19 protein-coding genes are annotated in these 19564 nt (G+C 69.4%); 8 read left to right on the top strand and 11 right to left on the bottom strand.

Translation table 11 applies throughout. The features are described from left to right. Nucleotides 1–74 precede the first annotated feature (74 nt). Nucleotides 75–782, bottom strand: coding sequence for a TIGR03936 family radical SAM-associated protein (locus C8D81_RS14860; RefSeq protein ID WP_094432044.1), 708 nt, complete (start codon nucleotides 780–782; stop codon nucleotides 75–77). A gap of 88 nt (nucleotides 783–870) precedes the next feature. On the opposite strand from C8D81_RS14860, the gene C8D81_RS14865 reads away from it, so the two are divergent. Beyond that, on the top strand, nucleotides 871–2604 hold the full coding sequence (locus C8D81_RS14865) for an NAD-dependent malic enzyme (protein ID WP_267489560.1): 1734 nt from the start codon (nucleotides 871–873) through the stop codon (nucleotides 2602–2604). 13 nt (nucleotides 2605–2617) lie between these two features. On the opposite strand, the gene C8D81_RS14870 is transcribed toward C8D81_RS14865, so the two are convergent. Then, a complete protein-coding gene (locus tag C8D81_RS14870; RefSeq protein ID WP_094428830.1) occupies nucleotides 2618–4630 on the bottom strand; it encodes an AAA family ATPase in 2013 nt (670 codons plus the stop codon). A 60-nt stretch (nucleotides 4631–4690) separates the two neighbouring features. Then, complete coding sequence (locus C8D81_RS14875) at nucleotides 4691–6685, bottom strand: TIGR03960 family B12-binding radical SAM protein (protein WP_133626341.1); 1995 nt, start codon at nucleotides 6683–6685, stop codon at nucleotides 4691–4693. Between the two features lie 50 nt (nucleotides 6686–6735). On the opposite strand from C8D81_RS14875, the gene C8D81_RS21325 reads away from it, so the two are divergent. Next, complete coding sequence (locus tag C8D81_RS21325) at nucleotides 6736–7248, top strand: DinB family protein (protein WP_208109316.1); 513 nt, start codon at nucleotides 6736–6738, stop codon at nucleotides 7246–7248. 6 nt (nucleotides 7249–7254) lie between these two features. Here the strand turns inward: C8D81_RS21325 and C8D81_RS14885 are convergent, their stop codons facing one another. After that, nucleotides 7255–7740, bottom strand: coding sequence for a pyridoxamine 5'-phosphate oxidase family protein (locus C8D81_RS14885; protein WP_133626342.1), 486 nt, complete (start codon nucleotides 7738–7740; stop codon nucleotides 7255–7257). A gap of 135 nt (nucleotides 7741–7875) precedes the next feature. On the opposite strand from C8D81_RS14885, the gene C8D81_RS14890 reads away from it, so the two are divergent. From C8D81_RS14890 to C8D81_RS14900, 3 genes are all read left to right on the top strand, one after another. Next, nucleotides 7876–8466 carry a hypothetical protein gene (locus C8D81_RS14890; protein ID WP_133626343.1) on the top strand — a complete coding sequence of 197 codons (591 nt, stop codon included), beginning with the start codon at nucleotides 7876–7878 and terminating at the stop codon, nucleotides 8464–8466. Between the two features lie 70 nt (nucleotides 8467–8536). Beyond that, nucleotides 8537–9118 (top strand): GNAT family N-acetyltransferase, encoded by a 582-nt coding sequence (locus C8D81_RS14895; RefSeq protein WP_133626344.1) that lies wholly within the window; start codon nucleotides 8537–8539, stop codon nucleotides 9116–9118. Nucleotides 9119–9187: 69 nt separating this feature from the next. Beyond that, on the top strand, nucleotides 9188–9712 hold the full coding sequence (locus C8D81_RS14900) for a TrmH family RNA methyltransferase (protein WP_133626345.1): 525 nt from the start codon (nucleotides 9188–9190) through the stop codon (nucleotides 9710–9712). 500 nt (nucleotides 9713–10212) lie between these two features. Here C8D81_RS14900 and C8D81_RS14905 read toward each other — a convergent pair whose 3' ends face one another. The 5 genes from C8D81_RS14905 to C8D81_RS14925 are packed head-to-tail and all read right to left on the bottom strand — an operon-like array spanning nucleotide 10213 to nucleotide 15083. Then, nucleotides 10213–11724, bottom strand: coding sequence for a peptide MFS transporter (locus tag C8D81_RS14905; RefSeq protein WP_133626346.1), 1512 nt, complete (start codon nucleotides 11722–11724; stop codon nucleotides 10213–10215). 53 nt (nucleotides 11725–11777) lie between these two features. Then, entirely contained in the window at nucleotides 11778–12848 is a 1071-nt protein-coding gene (locus C8D81_RS14910; RefSeq protein WP_094432048.1) for a CPBP family intramembrane glutamic endopeptidase, read from the bottom strand. A gap of 24 nt (nucleotides 12849–12872) precedes the next feature. Continuing rightward, nucleotides 12873–13301 carry a nucleoside-diphosphate kinase gene (gene ndk, locus C8D81_RS14915; protein WP_094406993.1) on the bottom strand — a complete coding sequence of 143 codons (429 nt, stop codon included), beginning with the start codon at nucleotides 13299–13301 and terminating at the stop codon, nucleotides 12873–12875. Nucleotides 13302–13311: 10 nt separating this feature from the next. Beyond that, complete coding sequence (locus C8D81_RS14920; protein ID WP_208109318.1) at nucleotides 13312–13662, bottom strand: DUF4233 domain-containing protein; 351 nt, start codon at nucleotides 13660–13662, stop codon at nucleotides 13312–13314. Next, complete coding sequence (locus tag C8D81_RS14925; RefSeq protein ID WP_229119637.1) at nucleotides 13662–15083, bottom strand: bifunctional folylpolyglutamate synthase/dihydrofolate synthase; 1422 nt, start codon at nucleotides 15081–15083, stop codon at nucleotides 13662–13664. The genes C8D81_RS14920 and C8D81_RS14925 overlap by 1 nt, the downstream gene beginning before the upstream one ends. Nucleotides 15084–15145: 62 nt before the next feature. Here C8D81_RS14925 and C8D81_RS14930 point away from each other — a divergent pair, with 62 nt between their 5' ends. From C8D81_RS14930 to C8D81_RS14940, 3 genes are read left to right on the top strand one after another with little or no spacing between them, the layout of a single operon-like run. After that, a complete protein-coding gene (locus tag C8D81_RS14930; protein ID WP_094355919.1) occupies nucleotides 15146–15760 on the top strand; it encodes a MauE/DoxX family redox-associated membrane protein in 615 nt (204 codons plus the stop codon). Next, nucleotides 15757–16524 (top strand): DsbA family protein, encoded by a 768-nt coding sequence (locus C8D81_RS14935; RefSeq protein WP_094355918.1) that lies wholly within the window; start codon nucleotides 15757–15759, stop codon nucleotides 16522–16524. The genes C8D81_RS14930 and C8D81_RS14935 overlap by 4 nt, the downstream gene beginning before the upstream one ends. Before the next feature lie 13 nt (nucleotides 16525–16537). Then, nucleotides 16538–17317 (top strand): DedA family protein, encoded by a 780-nt coding sequence (locus C8D81_RS14940; protein WP_094432052.1) that lies wholly within the window; start codon nucleotides 16538–16540, stop codon nucleotides 17315–17317. Between the two features lie 91 nt (nucleotides 17318–17408). Here the strand turns inward: C8D81_RS14940 and C8D81_RS14945 are convergent, their stop codons facing one another. Next, nucleotides 17409–18455 carry a LacI family DNA-binding transcriptional regulator gene (locus tag C8D81_RS14945; RefSeq protein WP_208109319.1) on the bottom strand — a complete coding sequence of 349 codons (1047 nt, stop codon included), beginning with the start codon at nucleotides 18453–18455 and terminating at the stop codon, nucleotides 17409–17411. 104 nt (nucleotides 18456–18559) lie between these two features. Beyond that, nucleotides 18560–19537, bottom strand: a complete 978-nt coding sequence (locus C8D81_RS14950) for a hydroxyacid dehydrogenase (protein ID WP_172421923.1) — start codon at nucleotides 19535–19537, stop codon at nucleotides 18560–18562. Nucleotides 19538–19564 lie beyond the last annotated feature (27 nt).

The following is a 19564-nucleotide window of genomic DNA, read 5'->3' on the forward strand; positions in this document are numbered from 1 at the left end:
ACCTGCGGCCAAGTATCCCACATCGGAGCGCAATGCCCCAGTTCCGCGATCGAAGTGTCGGCGAGCGGCCCGGTTCAGGCCAGCGGGTCGGCCAATCCGTCGGGTCCGAGCTCGCCCTGCGCCAGCCGGGTGATCAGCACCGCCGGCGGCACCTCGAAGCGTTCATCGACCCGGGCCATCGCCTGCAGCACGTCGTCGGGACGGACCAGCGGCACCTGGTGCCGGCTGAGCAGATCGAGCGCACCCTCGCCCACCTCGAGGCGGACCACCGCGGCGCGCGCGTCGAACTCCCGGATGCCGTTCTTGGTGAGCCGTTCGACCAGCACCGAATCGGCCGCCAGCAGCTTCTCGGCCGCCGCGCCCACCACCGCCTCGTCGAATCCTGCCCAGCCGATCCGCCACGCCGACCCGGTGAGCCGGTCGGCCAGCGCACCGGGGCCGGCCTCGACCACCTGCACCAGATCCAGCCCGGGCGGCATCGCCGCGCCCAGTTCGCGGAGCACCGCCTCGGGGTCACAGCGCGCCGCGAGGCCGATCTCCAGGTACTCGGCCTCGGTGGCGGCACCGGTCGGGGAGGCATTCGCGAACGACACCCGCGGATGCGGATTGAAACCCGAGGAGTAGGCCATCGGGATCGCGGCGCGGCGCAGCGCCCGCTCGAAGGCGCGGGAGAAGTCGCGGTGGCTGGTGAAGCGCGCCCGGCCGCGCTTGGCGTACCGGATCCGCAGCTTCTGCACCGGGGGTGCCTGCTGTTCGGGTTGTCTGCGCTTCGTCCCTGCCACGACAGAGCAGCGTAGCCCGATGCGGTGCGGATCACGCTTCCCGCTCCCGACTGTCCCCGAGGTCGCCGGGGGAACTAGAGTCGCGTCCGTGGCACGTCAATTCAGCTTTCATTCCGACGAGAACGGCGAAAAGGTCGAGATCGCGATCCGCGGTCGCCAGATCCTGGACCGGCCGATGATCAACTTCGGCACCGCGTACCCCCATGAGGAGCGCAACGCGCTGGGCCTGACCGGCCTCCTGCCACCCGCGGTGAGCTCCATCGACACCCAGGTCGCCCGGACCTACCAGCAGTACTCCGCGCAGCCCGACGACCTGAGCAAGAACATCTATCTGACCCAGTTGCAGGACCGCAACGAGATCCTCTTCTACCGCCTGCTGGCGGCGCACCTGGAGGAGATGCTGCCGATCATCTACACCCCGACCATCGGTGAGGCGATCCAGCAGTACTCGACCTGGTTCGGCCGTCCCCGCGGGATCTTCCTGTCCATCGACGACCCGGACGGCATCGAGCAGGCCCTGCAGGCCGGCGGCCAGAGCGCCGAGGACGTCGACCTGATCGTGGTCACCGACTCCGAGGGCATCCTCGGCATCGGCGACCAGGGTGTCGGCGGGATCCGCATCTGCGTCGGCAAGCTGTCGGTCTACACCGCCGCGGCCGGGATCCATCCGCTGCGGGTGATGCCGGTGGTGCTCGACGTCGGCACCGACAACATGGAACTGCTCAACGACGAGGCCTACCTCGGCGTCCGGCACGCCCGGGTCCGCGGTGAGCAGTACGACCAGTTCGTCGAGCGCTTCGTCAGCACCGCGAACCGGATGTTCCCCAAGGCACTGCTGCACTGGGAGGATCTCGGCGCCTCGAACGCGCACCGGATCCTGCAGACCTACCGCGAGGACTACCTGACCTTCAACGACGACATCCAGGGCACCGCCGCCGTCGTGGTGGCCGCCCTGCTGGCCTCGGTGCAGGCCAAGGGCGAGAAGCTGGCCGACCAGAAGTTCGTGATCCACGGTGCCGGCACCGCCGGGATCGGGGTGGCGGATCTGCTGGTGGACATCATGGTGCGCGACGGGCTGAGCGAGGACGAGGCCCGCAGGCGGTTCTGGTGCCTGGGTTCGCGCGGCCTGCTGCACACCGGGATGAAGCTGCGGCCCTTCCAGGAGCCGTACGCCCGGGCGGCGGCCGAGCTGTCCGACTGGGGCCTCACCGGGGAGACCGCGGATCTGGCGACCACCGTGGACCGGGTGCAGCCGACCGTGCTGATCGGCACCTCGGCCCAGCCCGGTGCGTTCTCCGAGCCGATCGTTCGCAGCATGTACGCCCATTGCCCGCGGCCGGTGATCATGCCGCTGTCGAACCCGACCAGGCTCTCCGAGGCACTGCCGGTCGATCTGCTGACCTGGACCGACGGCAACGTGCTGATGGCCACCGGCTCCCCGTTCCAGCCCGTCACCCTGGACGGCACCACCTACCAGATCGCGCAGGCCAACAACGCGCTGGTCTTCCCCGGCATCGGGCTGGGTGCGATCGTCGCGGAGGCCAGCCGGGTCACCGACCACATGATCGCCGCCGCGGCCGAAGCGGTCGCGGAGATCACCGATGCCAGCAAGCGCGGCGCCCCGGTGCTGCCGCCGATGACCGACCTGCGCGCGGTCTCCGCCGAGGTCGCGGTCAGGGTCGCCGGGGCCGCGGTCAAGGACGGCGTGGCCCAGAAGACCCTCGAGAACCCGGTTCAGGACATCTACGCCCGGATGTGGAAGCCGCAGTACCCGACGATCGAGGTCGTCACCAACGAGTTCACCCCGACCCGGCGGAACTGAGCCCGGGCTCGACTCACAGATAGTTGCCGATCGGGCCCGGGTCGCTCTGCCGACCCGGGTCCGAGGGCAGATCCTCCGGCAGCAGCGTACGGACCTGCTCCGGTGTCGGCTGGCCGAGCCCGACCAGGCGTACCCCCTGCAGGGAAATGGCTTCCTCGAACAGATTCCGGACGTGGCGCCCGTTGCCGAACCCCTGCGGCCGCGGCGACGGCAGCCCGACCCGGATCGCTTCCAGCAACCCGGGCCCGGCGACGAAGGAGTTCGCCCGCAGCAGCCGGCCGAAGATCTCCATCAGCTCGTCATCCCCGTAACCGGGGAACTCGATGGTGACCGGGAACCGGCTCGCCAGCCCCGAGTTGGCCTGCAGGAAGTGCCGCAGTTCGACCGGATAGCCGGCGACGATCACCACCACCTCGTCGCGGTGGTCCTCCATCAGCTTCAGCAGGGTCGCGACCGCCTCGTGGCCGAAGTCGCGCGGTGAATCCTTCGGGATCAGCGAGTACGCCTCGTCGATGAACAGCACCCCGCCGCGGGCCTGTTCGAAGACCGCCTCCACCTTCGGCGCGGTCTGCCCGATGTATTCCCCCACCAGGTCGCTGCGGGCCGCCTCGACCAGGTGACCGCGCTCCAACACGCCCAGCTCGGCGTACAACCGCGCCAGGATCCGGGCCACCGTGGTCTTGGCGGTCCCCGGGTCACCGATGAAGACCATGTGTCGGGACCGGGCCGGGACCTGCATCCCGGCCTGGATCCGGATCCGGTCGGCCTGGATCTCGGCCACCAGCCGGTTCACCCGGTCCTTCACCGTGGCCAGCCCGACCAGGTTGTCCAGCTCGGTCCGCGGGTCGAGGTCGCTGACCGGTTCGACCGTCAGCGGGGCGGGTGCCGCCGCGCCCTCGTCGACGGCCCGGACGGCGAGCGGTGCCGCGCGCCGCTCGTTGGCGCGGCGCTGCCACGCCGGTTCGCGGGTACGCCGGGCGGCGGCGCTGTCGAACACCGAGCGGAAGTCCTGCAGGAAACCGTCGGTGACCGATGCCTTGGCGAAGACGAGTGCGTTGTCCGCACCGCTGGCGGCGTCCAGGGCCGAGTACGCCCCCACCCAGGCACGGCAGGCGTCGACCTGCCCGTTGACCATCGCCCGGACCAGCCAGCGCCGCAGCCGACCCGACCAGGTCGAGTGGTCGTAGTCCGCCAGCCGCGTCAACCGGTCGTCGGCCTCGGTGACGACACCGACACCGGCGGCGCGGAGGAAGGCCGGGCTCAGCTCCGCGCGCCCGTGCGCCTTCGCCAGGGTGGCCAGCACCTCCCCGGTCTCCGGGCCGCCGTCGACCTCGGCGTGCAGATGCTCGTGCACCTGCACGAACCGCTGCCAGATGTCGGCGGTGACCTGCGGGTGCAGGAAGTCGGGCAGCGCGTGGTGGTCCTCCGGTCCCAGCAGGGTGTTGGCGAACCAGATACCGCGGCCCTCGGGCACGAAGATCTGCTCGTCGGCCAACGCGCGGTCCAGGAAGCCACCGGCGATCCGCATCCGCTCGCTCAGTTGTGGGATCTCGGCATAGAGGTCGAGCACCGCATGGGTGATCTCGGCCGCCTGCCGGCACTCCTCGGGACCCGGCGTACCGTCGATCCACGGCAGGCTGGCGATCGGCCAGGACTGGTAGCTGGTGCTCAGATAGTTCATCGAGGGGCCCGGACCGGGGCGCTTGTCGGCGATCGCCCAGTCGGTCACCAGTTCATAGCGCAGCAGCCGCAGCGGCCCGGTCCAGGTCGAGTAGGCACCACCGACGTGGACCTGCAGGTTGAACAGGGTGACGATCGACAGCGGCACCGCACCGGGGCCGAGCAGCTCGGAGCTGCGCGAGACCAGCTGCGGGTGCAGCTCGCGGGCCATCGTCGCGACCCGTTCCCGGGCGTCATCGAGCCACCCGGGCGGCAGCACCCACGGGTCGTGGTCACCGAGGATGTCGACGTAGAGGTCGTCGGTGAACAGCACCTTCAGGTGATCCGGCAGCTCCAGCTCGCTCAACTCATCCCTCACTCCCGGTGGCGTCGCGCGGTCAGGCTAACCGGTGCCGGGGCCAGCGACTCAGGTCGCTTCGGAGTCGGCGAGCACGCTGGGGCGAACCGTGGGCAGCGGCAGCAGCACCTGGCCGGTGGGGCCGATCTGGATCTCGGTGTCCATCTGCGGACAGACCCCGCAGTCGAAGCACGGTGTCCACCGGCAGTCGTCGACCTCGACCTCATCGAGCGCGTCCTGCCAGTCCTCCCAGAGCCAGTCGCGGTCCAGGCCGGAGTCGAGGTGGTCCCAGGGCAGCACCTCGTCGTAGTCGCGTTCGCGGGTGGTGTACCAGTCGACATCGATCCCGTACGCCGAAAGCTCGGCCTCGGCGCAGGCCATCCAGCGGTCGTAGGAGAAGTGCTCGGACCAGCCGTCGAAGCGGCCGCCGTCACGCCAGACCGCCTCGATGACCTTGCCGACGCGCCGGTCACCGCGGGACAGCAGGCCCTCGACGATGCCCGGTTTTCCATCGTGGTAACGGAATCCGATCGCCTTGGCGAACTGCTTGTCGGAGCGGATGGCGTCCTTCAGCTTCGCCAGCCGGGCATCGGTGGTCTCGGTGTCCAGCTGCGCCGCCCACTGGAACGGGGTGTGTGGCTTGGGCACGAAGCCGCCGATCGACACGGTGCAACGGATATCGCGGGTGCCGGCCTCCTTGCGGCCGGTCTCGATGACCCGCTTGGCCAGGTCGGCGATCGCCAACACGTCCTCATCGGTCTCGGTCGGCAGACCGCACATGAAATAGAGCTTCACCTGCCGCCAGCCGTTGGCGTACGCCGTCGCGACCGTGCGGATCAGATCGTCCTCGTCCACGGTCTTGTTGATCACCCGGCGCATCCGCTCCGAGCCGCCCTCGGGGGCGAAGGTGAGCCCGGAGCGGCGGCCGTTGCGGGTGAGTTCGTTGGCCAGGGTGATGTTGAACGCGTCCACCCGGGTGGAGGGCAGCGAGAGCGAGACATTGCTGCCCTCGTAGCGATCCGCGAGCTGTTTGGCGACCTCGGAGATCTCGGTGTGGTCGGCGCTGGACAGCGACAACAGGCCGACCTCCTCCAGCCCGGTGGCCTTCAACCCATCCTCGACCATCGAGCCGATCGTGGTGATGTTGCGTTCGCGGACCGGGCGGGTGATCATCCCGGCCTGGCAGAAGCGGCAACCGCGCGTACACCCCCGGAAGATCTCCACCGAGTAGCGCTCGTGCACGGTCTCGGCGAGCGGTACCAGCGGCTTCTTCGGATACGGCCAGGCGTCCAGATCCATCACGGTGTGCTTGGCGATCCGGAAGGGTACGCCGGAGCGGTTCGGCGCGACCTGCTGGATCCGGCCGTCGTCGAGATGGCTGACGTCATAGAACTTCGGCACATAGACCCCACCGGAGGCGGCGAGCCGGAGCAGCAGCCCGTCGCGACCCTCGGGGCGACTCTCGGCCTTCCACTCGCGGATCACCTCGGAGATCTTCAGCGAGATCTCCTCCCCGTCGCCGAGCACGGCGGCGTCGATGAAGTCGGCGATCGGTTCGGGGTTGAACGCGGCATGGCCGCCGGCCAGCACGATCGGGTCGTACTCGCGCCGGTCGGCCGCATGGATCGGCAGCTGGGCCAGGTCGAGCGCGTTCAGCAGATTGGTGTAGCCGAGCTCGGTGGCGAAGGAGACGCCGAGCACGTCGAAGGCGCCGACCGGGCGGTGCGCGTCGAGGGTGAACTGCGGCAGGTCGTTGTCCCGCATCACCTGCTCCATGTCCGGCCAGACCGAGTAGGTCCGCTCGGCCAGGATCCAGTCCCGCTCGTTGAGCACCTCGTAGAGGATCGCGACGCCCTGGTTGGGCTGGCCGACCTCGTAGGCGTCGGGGTACATCAGGCACCAGCGCACCTCGGCGGCGTCCCAGTCCTTGACGACGCTGTTGTGTTCGCCGCCGACGTACTGGATCGGCTTGCTCACCCGGGCGAGCAGCGGTTCCAGCCGGTCGAAGATCGACTGGTGCGAGGGAGCGGTCAGCTGGTCGCTGTGGTCTGGACGTGGGCTCATAAGGCACACCAGCTTACGGGCCTTCGCCGCGGGATCTAGCATTGCGGGGCATGTACACCTGCAGCGAGTGCGGTTTCGAGCATCGGTTCGACGAGCCGGCCGACGTCGCGGCGCAGTTGCGCGCCGACACGGCCGCGCTGGCCGACCTGGTCGGCGAGGCCGGTGACCGGGTCGCGGTCCGACCGGCCGCCGAGACCTGGTCGCCGCTGGAGTACGCCTGCCATGTCCGGGACGTGCTGCTCACCAAACGGGAGCAGGTGTTGGAGGCGCTGCTCGCCGGCGACGCCGAGGAGCCGCCGGTGGCGCGGACGATGCACCGCGACGCCCGGGTCCTGCTCGAGGGGTACGCCGAGTCCGATCCGGTCGCGGTCCACCGGCAGCTGCGCGATGCCGCCGAGCTGCTGGCCGGTGTCCTGGAGCGGGTGCCGCCGACCGGTTGGGACGCCCGGCTGCGGTACGGCTGGCCGACCGAGGAGGTACGGGATCTGCGCTGGCTCGCCCTGCACACCTGGCACGAGGTCAGCCACCACACCCGCGACGTGGCCGCCCAGTCGGAGCGCTGAGCCGGACTATCGGCGTACCACCCGCTCCCCCTCGCCCGGGCGCCAGATGGTGATCTCCAGCTGCTCGGCCACCGCGACCGAGGAGGCGCCGGTGAGGTCGACGACCAGGAAGTCGCCGAACCGCTGCCCGCGCAGGTCGAACCCGGTCCGGGCGTACAGATCTTCCGCGTAGCGCTGGTGCCGTTCGGTGTCCGGGTCGTGGCTGACCCGGCCGAAGATCTTGGCGTCGCCGTCGCTGACCTGGGTATCGATGGTCGCGGTGTGCAGGCAGATCCGCGGATCGCGTTTCAGGTCGTCGAATTTGCGGGTGTGCGGCATCCCGCCGATCAGCAGGTCGCCCTCGAAGAACTGCGGTTCCATCGGGCTGATCCGTGGCGAACCGTCGGCCCGGGTGGTACCGAGGAAACACAGCGCCCCGGTGGCCTTGTGCCGGCGAGTGAAGACCTCGGCGATCGTCGGAGCCTCGGCGGCGAACTCGTCCCAGTTGGTCATGTCCTCGACGCTAACCCCGATGACGCCGATCGGACCCGGCCGATCTTGCGCACTCCACGCCGGTTGAGCGAGCGCCAGCGAGTCGAAGCCAACCCCGTTCACCTCTTCGACACCTGGCCGCCCTAGCGTGCCGCCATGACCGGAGCCGCCGACGCCTTCGCCGCGATCGAACGCACCCAACTGCCCGACATCCTCGACTGCACCACCGACGACTCGAAGCCGATCCTGTTCACCCGGGCGGCCATCGAGGGCAGCGATGACGAGCTGCTCGCCTGCAACCGGGGCATCGTGAACCGGGTGATCGACTACGTGGACCGGCCCGAGGAGATCTCCGCCGACGCGCTGCGCTCGATGTATGTGGAGTTGTACGCCCGGGCGGCTGCCGAGCTGGGCTGGTCGGCGTACCGGACCCGGGTGCCGCGCGAGGTGCAGGTGCTCGCCCTGCAGGGCCTCGCGCTGATGGACGCCCCGGAACACCTGGCGCTGGCCAAGCGCGCCGTCGCCGGTGAGGTCGACGACGCCGAGTTCGCCCGGCTGTTCGCCGCCGCCGAGGCCGCGCACCCGCTGGCGCACGCGAACGCCGAGTTCCTGCGCGGGCTGTCGGCCAAGCAGATCATCTCCGAGCGCAACTTCGAGGTCGCGTTCTCCCTCGCCCTGGGCCGCGAGCGCGGCGCCGGTACCGGGTTGCTGAAGTGGACCGGGGACCTGGCCGACCTGCCTGCTTGAGCACACCCGCCCCGTTGGCCGGCCGAATAATCGGTGGTGGGCGACGGCGCCGATTCGGTAGGAATGCCCGGTGACCTCCCCCGCAGTCCACTGGCCGCGCCGCACGGCCCGCCTCACACTTCGTCCGGTGAGAGACGAGGATGTGGACGCGCTCCTCGGCTACCGCAACACCCCGGACGTGTATCGCTGGCTGATGCGGACCGAGGTCGACCCACAGCGGTTCCGGGACGCGTGGCTCTCCTCGACCGCCGACGAATGGGACCATTCGTGCGCCGCGCTCGCTGGGGACACGCTGATCGGCACCGGGATGCTCGAGGTGGTCGACGGAACCGGTCAGGACGAGGATCCGGAGACCAAGCGGGTCGAGGGACTGCTGGGTTACATCCTCGATCCGGCGCACGCGGGCCAGGGTTATGCCACCGAGTTGGCCGCGGACCTGCTCTCCCTCGCCTTCGACGACCTCGGGCTGCGCCGCGTCACTTCCGGCTGTTTCGCCGACAACATCGCCTCCAGACGGGTGCTCGAGAAGATCGGGATGCGCCTCGAGCAGTACGGCGTCCAGGACTCGTGGCACGCCGAACGCGGCTGGATCGACGGCTGCACCTTTGCGCTGCTCCGGACCGAGTGGCAGACGGCACGGCCGGCCGGCTGAACGCCCGAAAAGGGCTATTCTGATGGACATGTCTCACACTCCGCACCGGAAGGATCTTCCGGCACCCGCATGACCGGGCGGCGGCTGCACTATCGCAGCTCCGCAGAGATCAAGGGCAGCCGTCGACGGCGCCCGCACTCCTGTTGGGACCATCTGATCGCCGCACCCCTGTGGCCGAAGTACGGGGTGAACCTTGGCACCCTGCTCCGCACCTGTGACGCAGTCGGCGCCTGCATTGCCGTGCCGCGGCGCCGTTGGATCAAAGAGGCCCTGGCGCAGGGCAACACCCTCGGCCACGCCGGCTGTGTGCACTGGGTGGGCGAGGACGAGGTCGACTGGCTGGACCGGCAGCGGGCCGCCGGCAGCCGACTGGTCGGGGTCGAGCTGACCGACGAGTCGATCATGCTCGGTGATCTGCCGGCGGCACGGCGCCGGACCGTGATGGTTCTCGGCCACGAACGCACCGGCATCCCGCCCGCCGCCCTGGAGCTGCTCGACGACGCGGTGGAGATCCCCATGGTGGGTACGGGGTTGAGCCTCAACGTCACCGTCGCCGGATCGCTGGTGCTCTATCGACTCGCCGGCCTGATCTGACCGGAAGACCGGCTTACCACCGGTCTCACCGCTGATGTGCACCCTCGATCTCGACTGCCGACGAGCGGATGCGGGTCCGCGGACCGCAACGGAGATCGAGGGTGCACATCAGCTGTTGGCTCGGGACCCAAAGGGGGCGGCTGCCTGGCTCAGCGTGGTCGACACGCCGGCAATCACCTGCAGTTGCGCATCGTGGCCTAACTGCACCCCGGTTCTTGCGTGGCGGGGATGCATTCATGCTACGGAGCGCAACTGCAGCTTGGCGCGGCGTGTCGACCGAGGTGCCCGCTCATCTCGATGCTCCTAGGTCGCCAACTGGGGGCGGTTGATCGGCGACCGGAGCGATCCGACCCGGCCAGGGGTGGCAGCGTCGGAATTTGCGGCTCGATCCAGGAATCGACCGTTTGGCTCGCCAATCTTGAATCGAGCCGCAGATTCCGAATGGGCCTGCACTGGCCTGCCGCTGCGCATGCCCGCGCTACTCGATGAGCGCGCAGTGCTCAGTGCACGTCGACCATCTTCTTGGAGATCCACTTCGACAGCAGGGCGACCACGATGCCGACGGCGATCGAGGCGCCGCCGATGATCAGGAAGTACGGCTTCTCGTTGGCCTCGTCGTAGTAGCCACCCAGCGCCCCCGCACCGGCCGAACCGACCGCGATGGACAGGAAGAACAACGCGATCGTCTGGGTGTGGAAGGCCTTCGGCGCGAGCTTGGTGGCCAGCGACTGACCGACCGGCGAGAGGCACAGCTCGGCCAGGGTGAACAGGAACAGGATCAGCACGATCGCGTACAGCGGCGTGCTGTTCGCGCCCCCGCCCGACCAGGGCAGGAAGGCCAGGAACGCGATCCCCATCATCACGGTGCCCATCGCGAACTTCAGCGGGCTGGACGGCTGCCGGGTCCCGAGCCGGGTCCAGATCGCGGCGAACACCCCGGCGAAGATGATCACGAACAGCGGGTTGATCGAGTTCACCAGCGAGGGCGGCAGCGTGAAGCCGAACACCTCGCGGTTCAGCCGCTGGTCGGCGTAGATCGCGACCACCCCGAACTGCTGCTGGAACAGCGACCAGAACACCGCGCTGGCGATGAACATCGGGATGAACGCCACCACCCGGCTGCGTTCGGTCTCGGTGATCCTGCTGCTGGTCAGGATCACCCCGAACAGCGCCACGGCGGCCAGCAGCGTGGCGGCGACGACGATCCCGGACAACCGCTCGGCGCGCAGCACCCCGGTGCCGGCGAGCACCGCGAGCAGCGCGGCACCGGCGAGTACGCCGATCAGCAGATAACCGCGGTGCTTCTTCGGCAGCGGGTTCGGGGCCGGCTTGCCGACATCGCTGATCGTGTGGCGGCGCATCAGCGCGTACTGGATCAGCCCGATCGCCATCCCGACCGCGGCCAGCCCGAAGCCCCAGTGGAAGCCGCGCCAGCCCCACAGCGCGCTGGTCAGCAGCGGACCGACCAGGGCGCCGAGGTTCACGCCCATGTAGTAGATCGAGAACGCCGCGTCGCGGGTCGGGTCGTTGTGGGCGTACATGTCGCCCAGCACCGAACTGGTGGTGGTCTTGAGCGTGCCCGAGCCGAGCGCGATCAGCACCAGGCCCACCCCGAGCCCGAGCAGGCCGGGCAGCACCGCGAGCGAGATGTGGCCGCACATGATCACGATGGAGGCGATCAGCACGGCCCGCTCTGCGCCGATCAGCCGGTCCGCGACCCAGGCGCCGATGATGGCGGAGAGATAGACGGTGCCGCCGTAGGCGCCGACGATCGAGGTGGCGGCCGCCTCGGGCAGACCGAGCCCGCCCTGCTGCACCGAGTAGTAGATGTAGAAGGCCAGGATGGCCTGCATGCCGTAGAAGCTGAAGCGCTCCCACATCTCCACCCCGGCCAGGTTGGCCAGCCCCCAGGGATGCCCGAAGAACCCCCGTTTCGATGCGGGAACCACGCTGTCGAGCGATTCCTCGTCGGTCGGTTGGTCGGTGCCCCGCGAGGGATGTAGGTCAGACATATCGATCTCTGTCTACTCCCCATCCCGTATCTCGGACAAGTCGGCGCCCGGCGTCAGCTCGTCGGCGGCGGGTACGCCGGCGGGTTCGGACCGGACGCCGGGGGCGGGCCGGACGCCGGGGGCGGGAGCATCGAGGGCAGCCCGGCGATCTGTTCCCGGCCCGGTGCCGTCGCGATCGGTAGGCCCCGGCGGGCCCGCCAGCTGTTCAGGATCAGCAGCACGATGATCCCGGCCAGCACCGGCAGCAGCATCTCCGGCCCGCCGGCGACATTGCCCATCTGCATCGGCCGATCGATCTCACCGGTCAATACCGCGGCATAGAAGGAGATCAGGTTGTTCACCGAGTGCATGGCGATCGCGGCCTCCAGCCCACCGGTCCGCCAGACCAGCAGGCAGGCGACCATCCCGAAGCCGAAGTAGAACGCGTTCGCCCAGATGTCGCTGGAACCGTGCAGAGAGGCGAACAGCCCCGAGGAGACGACCGCCCCGGCCACCAGGCCGACCCGGCGATTGCGGAAGAAGGAGGCGACCGACCGGTTCACCAGCCCGCGGAAGCCGTATTCCTCACCGGCACACTGCAGCGGTGTGGTCAACGTGATCACCACCAGATAGATCACCCATTGCCGCGACGGCCCACCTGTCTGTGCGCCCCCGGCGACCGCGTCACCGCCGAGCGCCAGCCCCTGCACCACGATGGTGCCGAGCCACAGCGGGATCACCGGGACCAGGCTGAGCAGCAGCCAGCGCCAACGGAACCGGCCCTGGACCGAATGCAGCCAGCGCGGCCGCTGGCGGAAGAACCAGACCTGGCAGGCGATCGCGATCGGGATCAGCGCCGCCAACGACAGGTTCGTCCCGAGCAGCACCCACGGGGTCATCAGGATCCGGCCGGCGGACAGCTCCGCCAGGTCCACCCGGCCCTGTGCCAGGTCGAGGATCAGCGGGATGCTGCCCAGCAGGGTGGCGACGAACCAGAGCCCGGCGCCGACCAGCAGCGCGACGATCGGCCGCCAGAAGGCGAACGCCGGGGTGCGATAGAACTGGTGGTACTCCGACTCCTCGACCGGCAGCGTGACCGGTTGCGGCGGCGGCTGGAACACCGGGTACGCCGGCTGAGCGGTCATCGCGCGCCTGCTCCCTCCCCGGACTCAGGCGGTCGGCTGCGGGTCCAGCCCCGGGAACCAGATGGCCATCTCGCGGGCGGCCGATTCGGCCGAATCGGAGCCGTGCACCAGGTTCTCCCGGTTGGACAGGGCCAGGTCACCGCGGATCGAACCGGCCTCGGCCTTCCGACCGTCGGTCCTGCCGTTCAGCAGCCGGACCACCTCGATCGCGCTGTCCCCCTCGAGCACCAGCGCGACCAGCGGCCCGGAGGTGATGAAGGCGCGCAGCGGCGGATAGAAATCCTTCTCGACGTGTTCGGCGTAGTGCTCGTCGGCCAGGTCGCCGTCGGCGGTGCGCTGCTCCAGCGCGACCAGGCTCAGCCCCTTGCGCTCGTAACGGGACAGGATCTCTCCGACCAGACCGCGGCGTACGCCATCGGGCTTGATCAGGACCAGGGTGCGCTCGTTGCTCATGGCGCACAGACTAGGGGGTTTGCGCCCGCTGTCCCGCATCGAGCCGGCGCCCCAGGACGAAGCAGACGACCCACAGCACCGCGAACATCGCACCCATCGCGAGCATGCCGACCGTCAACACGCCGAGTCCGAGGGCGGCGAGCTGGGCCAGCCAGCCCAGCGGGTAGCCGATGGCGGGTCGGCGCAGCAGCGCGGCGGCCAGGATGGCGAGCAGGGCGGCTCCCCCGCCGGCGATTCCGGCGGTCGCGCCCGGTACCTCGCTGACCATGATCATCACCGGGATCGCCAGGCCGATGGTGATCACCTCGAAGATCAGGATCGTCATCATCACCCGGCCCATCGGGTTCCCCTTGGCCAGCATCAGTCGGTGTCCCCCTCGTCCGGATCGGTGTCCGCGCCGAGTTCGTCCAGGGTGCCGCCGTGGTCGTCGGCGTCCCAGTCGACCTCCTCCCGCTCGGTCGCACCGGCGTCGCTGACCAGCAGTGCGCGGGCCTCGCCGGCGGCGATCACCGAACCGGTGACGAGCACGCCCGGGTTGCCCGAGTCCCCGCTCATCCGTTCCGGCACATCGGCCAGCGTGGTCGCCCACTCCAGCGCGTCGTCCAGCCGGGGCCGGACGTGCACCCGGTCGGCACCGAAGATGCCGGTGGCGATCTCGGCCAGTTCCTCGGCCGGCAACCCGCGCTCGGTCGAGGAGACCTGGCTGCAGACCACCGCCGCCATCAACGGCTCCCAGATCCGCAGGATCTGCTCGGCCTCCTTGTCCCGCATCATCGCCACCACGCCGACCAGCGGCTGGAAGGCGTACGCCTCGGCCATCGTCTCCGCGCTGGCCCGGGCGGCGTGTGGGTTGTGCGCACCGTCGAGCACGATCGGCGGGGACTGGCGCACGGTCTCCAGCCGGCCCGGCGCGGTGACCGCCTCGAAGCCCTCCCGGACCACCTCCGGGTCCATCGCGGTGAAGCCGAAGAACGCCTCGGCGGCGGCCAGCGCCACCCCGGCGTTGCGGGCCATGTGCACCCCGTGCAGCGGCAGGAAGATGTCATCGACCGGGCCACCGGCCCCGTTCAACCGGATCAGTTGGCCGTCGACGGCGAGCCGGCGGTCCAGCAACCCGAAGTCGATGCCCTCGCGGTGCGGCAGCGCCCCCACCTCGGCACAGCGGGCCAGCAGCACGTCGGCGGCCTCCCGGGACTGGCCGGCCAGGATCGCCTGCGCGCCGGGCTTGATGATGCCGGCCTTCTCGGCGGCGATCTCGGCGATCGTCTCACCGAGCAGGTGGGTGTGGTCCAGGTCGATGGGCATGATCACCCCCACCTGCGCGTCGGCGATGTTGGTGGCGTCCCAGGTGCCGCCCATCCCGGTCTCGATGATCGCCACATCGACCGGGGCGTCGGCGAAGGCGGCGTACGCCATCGCGGTGATCACCTCGAAGAAGGTCATCTTCACCCCGTCCAGGGCCTGCTCGTCGACGAGCGCCACATAGGGCTTGATGTCGGCCCACACCTCGGCGAAGCGTTCGGCGCTGATCGGCCGGCCGTCGAGGGCGATCCGCTCGGTGATGTCGACCAGGTGCGGGGAGGAGAATCGGCCGGTCCGCAGGCCGGCGGCCCGCAGCAGCGACTCGATCATGATCGCGGTCGAACCCTTGCCGTTGGTGCCGGCGACCTGGATCACCGGGTACGCCCGTTGCGGATCCCCCAGCAGTTCGGTGAGGGCCCGGATCCGCGCCAGGCTGGGCGCGACCCGGTGCTCGGGCCAGCGGGAGGTGAGTTCGCTCACCAGACGCTGATGATCGCTGGGAAGATCGGTAGGCATATTCAAAGACATCCTATGCTGAGGGCATGCACGACGCTGACGGCTCGGCGACCACCCGAGCGACCGCCCACCAGCCGAGCCCCGGGCGTACCGTCACCGGTTGGATCGGGCTGGCTGCCAGGCTGATCCTGGCGGTCGTCTGGATCTGGGCCAGTGTGGCGAAACTACCAAATCTGGAGGCGTCGGTGCTGGCCGTGCGCGGCTACCAGATCCTGCCCTACTCGGTGGCCGTGGTCGTCGGCTATCTGCTGCCGATGATCGAGCTGGTGGTCGGCCTGCTGCTGCTGCTCGGTCTGTTCACCCGCTGGGCCGGTCTGGTCAGCACGCTGCTGATGCTGGCGTTCGTGATCGGGATCTCCCAGGCCTGGGCCCGCGGCCTGTCGATCGACTGCGGCTGTTTCGGCGGCGGCGGGCAGATCGCGCTCGAAGAGGCGCAGAAGAAGTATCCTGTCGACCTGGCTCGGGACGCCGGGCTGATGCTGCTGAGCATCTGGCTCGTCTGGCGTCCGCGGACACCGTTCAGTCTCGATCAGAAACTGTTCGGCGAGGCGGCGTACGCCGATGACCCCGACGACCACCACGATGTCAGCGACGACGAACCCGCAGACGAGCGCACCCAGGAAGAGGAAAAGTCTCGATGAGCAAAGCCAAGGCCGCCAAGCCCGACAGCCGCCGTGCCCAGTTGCGCGCGGCCCAGATCGCGGAGGCGAAGCGCGCCAAGAACAAGCGGATCGCGATCATCGCGGTGAGCGCCATCGTCGCGCTGATCGTGGTGGTCACGTTGGTGCTGGTGGTCCAGCGCTACAACGCCGCCAAAACCGAGACCTATCCCCCGAACGCGACGGCCCAGCGCAACGGCATCGTCGCCAACCCGGGCAAGGGCCAGCAGGGCGCCCCGGTCGTCGAGCTGTACGCCGACTACCAGTGCCCGGCCTGCAAGAGCTTCGAGGACGCCTTCGGCACCCAGCTGAACCAGCTGGCGCAGAGCGGTGACATCCAGCTGCAGTACCACCTGATGACCTTCCTGGACACCAATCTCCGCAACGACGCGTCCTACCGGGCCGCGAACGCCGCCGCCTGCGCCGACCTGACCGGGCGCTACGCGCAGTACCACGACACGATCTACAAGAATCAGCCGGCCCAGGAGGGCACCGGCTACTCCGATGCCCAGCTGACCGGGGCCTTCGCCGAGCAGGCCGGGATCACCGGACCGGCACTGGACACCTTCAAGCAGTGCTACAGCGAGAAGAAGTACTCGGCCTTCGTGAAGAGCGTCGACAACGCCGCCGGTGAGGCCGGGGTGACCGCCACCCCGACGATCAAGGTGAACGGCAAGGTGCTGGACACCAAGAAGCTGACCAACGACCCGAACTCGCTGCGTACCGAGATCATGAAGCTCAAGTAAGGACTCGCCCCTCGTGGACGACACCTCGCCGAAGCCCGACCGCACCGACAACCCCGACAGACCCGACGGGTCGACCGCGCCGCAGGCCGAGCAGGCGTCCGCACCGCAGAACTGGCGGGAGATGCTGCCCTGGGAGGGGAAACCGTCCCGCGGGGACAAGGTGCTGTTGGGTTCGATGCTCGGCATCACCGCCTTCTATCTGGCGATGCTGCCGGTCAAGCCGTTCCTGATCGCCTCGCATCCGATCCTGTTGGAGTTCGTCACCGGTTCGAAGGCCGCGGTCGGGGCGGGTGCGGCGTTCGCCCGGATCGGTGAGGCGCCGTTGTGGCTGGTGATCGTCGCCGGGGTGGTCGGTGCGGCCAAGTTCGACTGGCTGTTCTGGTTCATGGGCGGACGCTGGGGCCATCGGGTGGTCCGGATGTTCGCCCCCAACGACCGGGCCCGGGCGATGCTGGACCGGGCCGAGCAGCTCCCCCGCTGGGTGGGTCCGCTCGCGGTCTTCCTCGGCGTGCTGCCCGGCATCCCGGCGGGGATGGCGTACGCCTTCGCCGGTTGGCAGAAGCTCCGGCTGGGCTGGTTCCTGCTGCTCAACGTGCTCAGCACGCTGCTCATCGTCGGCCTGGTCGCCGGGCTCGGTTTCTGGGCCGGCCAGCGGGCGGTCGATGTGGTGCTGATGGTCGACAAGTACGCCCTGTGGGTCTCGCTGGCGCTGATCGTCGGCGCCGCCTTCTGGAGCTCCTACAAGCAGGCCCGCAAGCAGCAGGCCCGCCAGGCCAGCACCGAGACCGACTGACGCTCATCGAGTAGCACCGCATGCGCAGCGGAGCGGAGCAATGCGGTGCGTGTCGAGATGAGCCAAGCATGTCGTGACACCGCTGCGCGAGCTATTCGCGGAGCGTGGCACCGCTGCGCGGCGGGGCGACCGAGTCGCGGTGCACCAGATAGGTGCCCAGGGTGAGGCCGTCCTCGGGCGTCCTGGCGAAGGCGTCCTGTTCGGCGAGGCCGATGCGCAGAGCCTCGCGGCCCATCTGCTCCAGCGGTACGTGCACGGTGGTCAGCTTCGGCGCCAGGTCGGTCGCGAGCGGGGTGTCGTCGTAGGCGACCACCGACACGTCGGCGGGGATGCGCAGCCCGGCGCTGTGCAGGCTGTCATAGACCCCCGCGGCGATGGTGTCGTTGACCGCGAAGATCGCGGTGACGCCGGTGTCCTCGGCAACCAGGGCCTGCGTCGCGGCATGTCCGGCGACCCGGCCGAATCCCTCGGTGCGGATGATCGACTCGTCGACCTCGATGCCACGGGATTCCAATGCTCGCAGGTATCCCGCCAGTCGCACCGCGATCGTCGGCAGCTCCCGGCGCCCGCCGACGAAGGCGATCCGGCGGTGCCCCTGGGCGATCAGATGCTCGGTGACGGCGAAGGCACCGCCCTCGTTGTCATAGGCCACCGATCGGGCCGGGGACGGGATCGTCAACGGCGGATGGGCACACAGCACCAGCCGGCTGCCCATCGCCTCCAGGGCTTCGGCGCGCTGCACCAGCTGGCGCTGGTAGGGCAGATCGACCTGGGTGCCGCTGACCAGGATGACCGCGTCCACCCGGCGCTCGCGCATCCGATCGATCAGGGTCAGCTCGGCATCGGGGTGCGCATTCGTGGTGGCGATGATGGCCAGCCGGCCGGAGTCCTGGGCCGCCTGTTCCAGGCCGCGCACCATGTAGCCGAAGAACGGGTCCACCAGTTCGGGGACGACGATGCCGATGGTGCGGGTGTTCGAGCCGGCCAGGGCACGCGCGTTCGCATTGGCCGCATAGCCGAGTTTCGCCACCGCCTGCAGCACCCGCTCCCGGGTGGCGATCGCGACCGGATAGTTGCCGTTGAGCACTCGGGAGACGGTCGCCGTCGACACCCCGGCGAGCTCCGCGACATCGCTCACCGTTGCCGACCGTTTCCGACCCGGGCGCGACTCGGCGCCGCGCGCAGCCCTGCCGCGGCGCGAACGATCAGCGGTGGTCGTCATGATCCCCCTGCGGTCCTGCATCAGGCGATGATCCCGAAATCGGTCTGGCGCACCTCATGCGAGAACGTACCATCGGCGACGAATCGGGCGAGTTCGGCCACGGCGAGTTCCCCGAGCCGGGAGATCTCATTGCCCAACGCACCGGCGATGTGCGGTGTCAGGGTGACATTCGGCAGGTGGTAGAGCGGCGAATCGGCCGGCATCGGTTCGGGATGCACGACATCCAGATAGGCGTCCAGCCGGCCGGAGACCAGTTCGGCGGTGAGCGCCGGGGTGTCCACCAGCGCACCGCGCGCGGTGTTCACCAGGATCGTGCCGTCCCGCATCAGCGCCAGCTCGCGGGCACCGATCATTCCGGCGGTCAGCTCGGTGAGCGGTGCATGCAGCGAGACGACCTCACTGCGCCGGCAGAGCTCGGACAGGTCGACCATCGTGGCCCCGAGCGCCCGGCCCTCGTCATCGGTCAGATAGGGATCGCTGAGCAGCACCTCGACATCAAGCACCCGCAGCAGGCGCAGGAACTCCCGTCCCACCCGGGAGGCGCCGACCACCCCGATCGTGACCCGGTGACTGCCGATCGGCGGCATCACGCTGGGATCGCGGACGTCGTGGGTGACCCGCAACTGGTCGATGAATCGGCTGGTGCGCTTGAGCCCGAAGATGGTGCAGGCCAGGGCGAACTCGGCGACCGGCACGGCATTGGCGCTGGCCGAACTGCTCACCCGCAGCCCGTGGTCGAAGACCTTTGGATCGAGGAAGGTACGCACGGTTCCGGCGGCGTGCACGAGGGCCCGCAGGCGCGGGGCGGCGGTGAGGGTGTCCATATTGATCGGCGGGGCGCCCCACCCGGTGAGCAGCACCTCGGTCTCGGCAAGCACCCCGCGCGCATGGTCGGAGCGCAACTCGATCAGCGGCTCGGGGGTGACCACCTCGGCGATCGCCGCGAGCTCGGCGAGCGCGTGCGGTGAGAACGCGGAGGCGTGGGTCTCCTTGTTCATGGCGAACGCCACGCGTGGACGCCGGTC

This window comes from Enemella evansiae, assembly GCF_004362375.1.
GTDB lineage: Bacteria > Actinomycetota > Actinomycetes > Propionibacteriales > Propionibacteriaceae > Enemella > Enemella evansiae.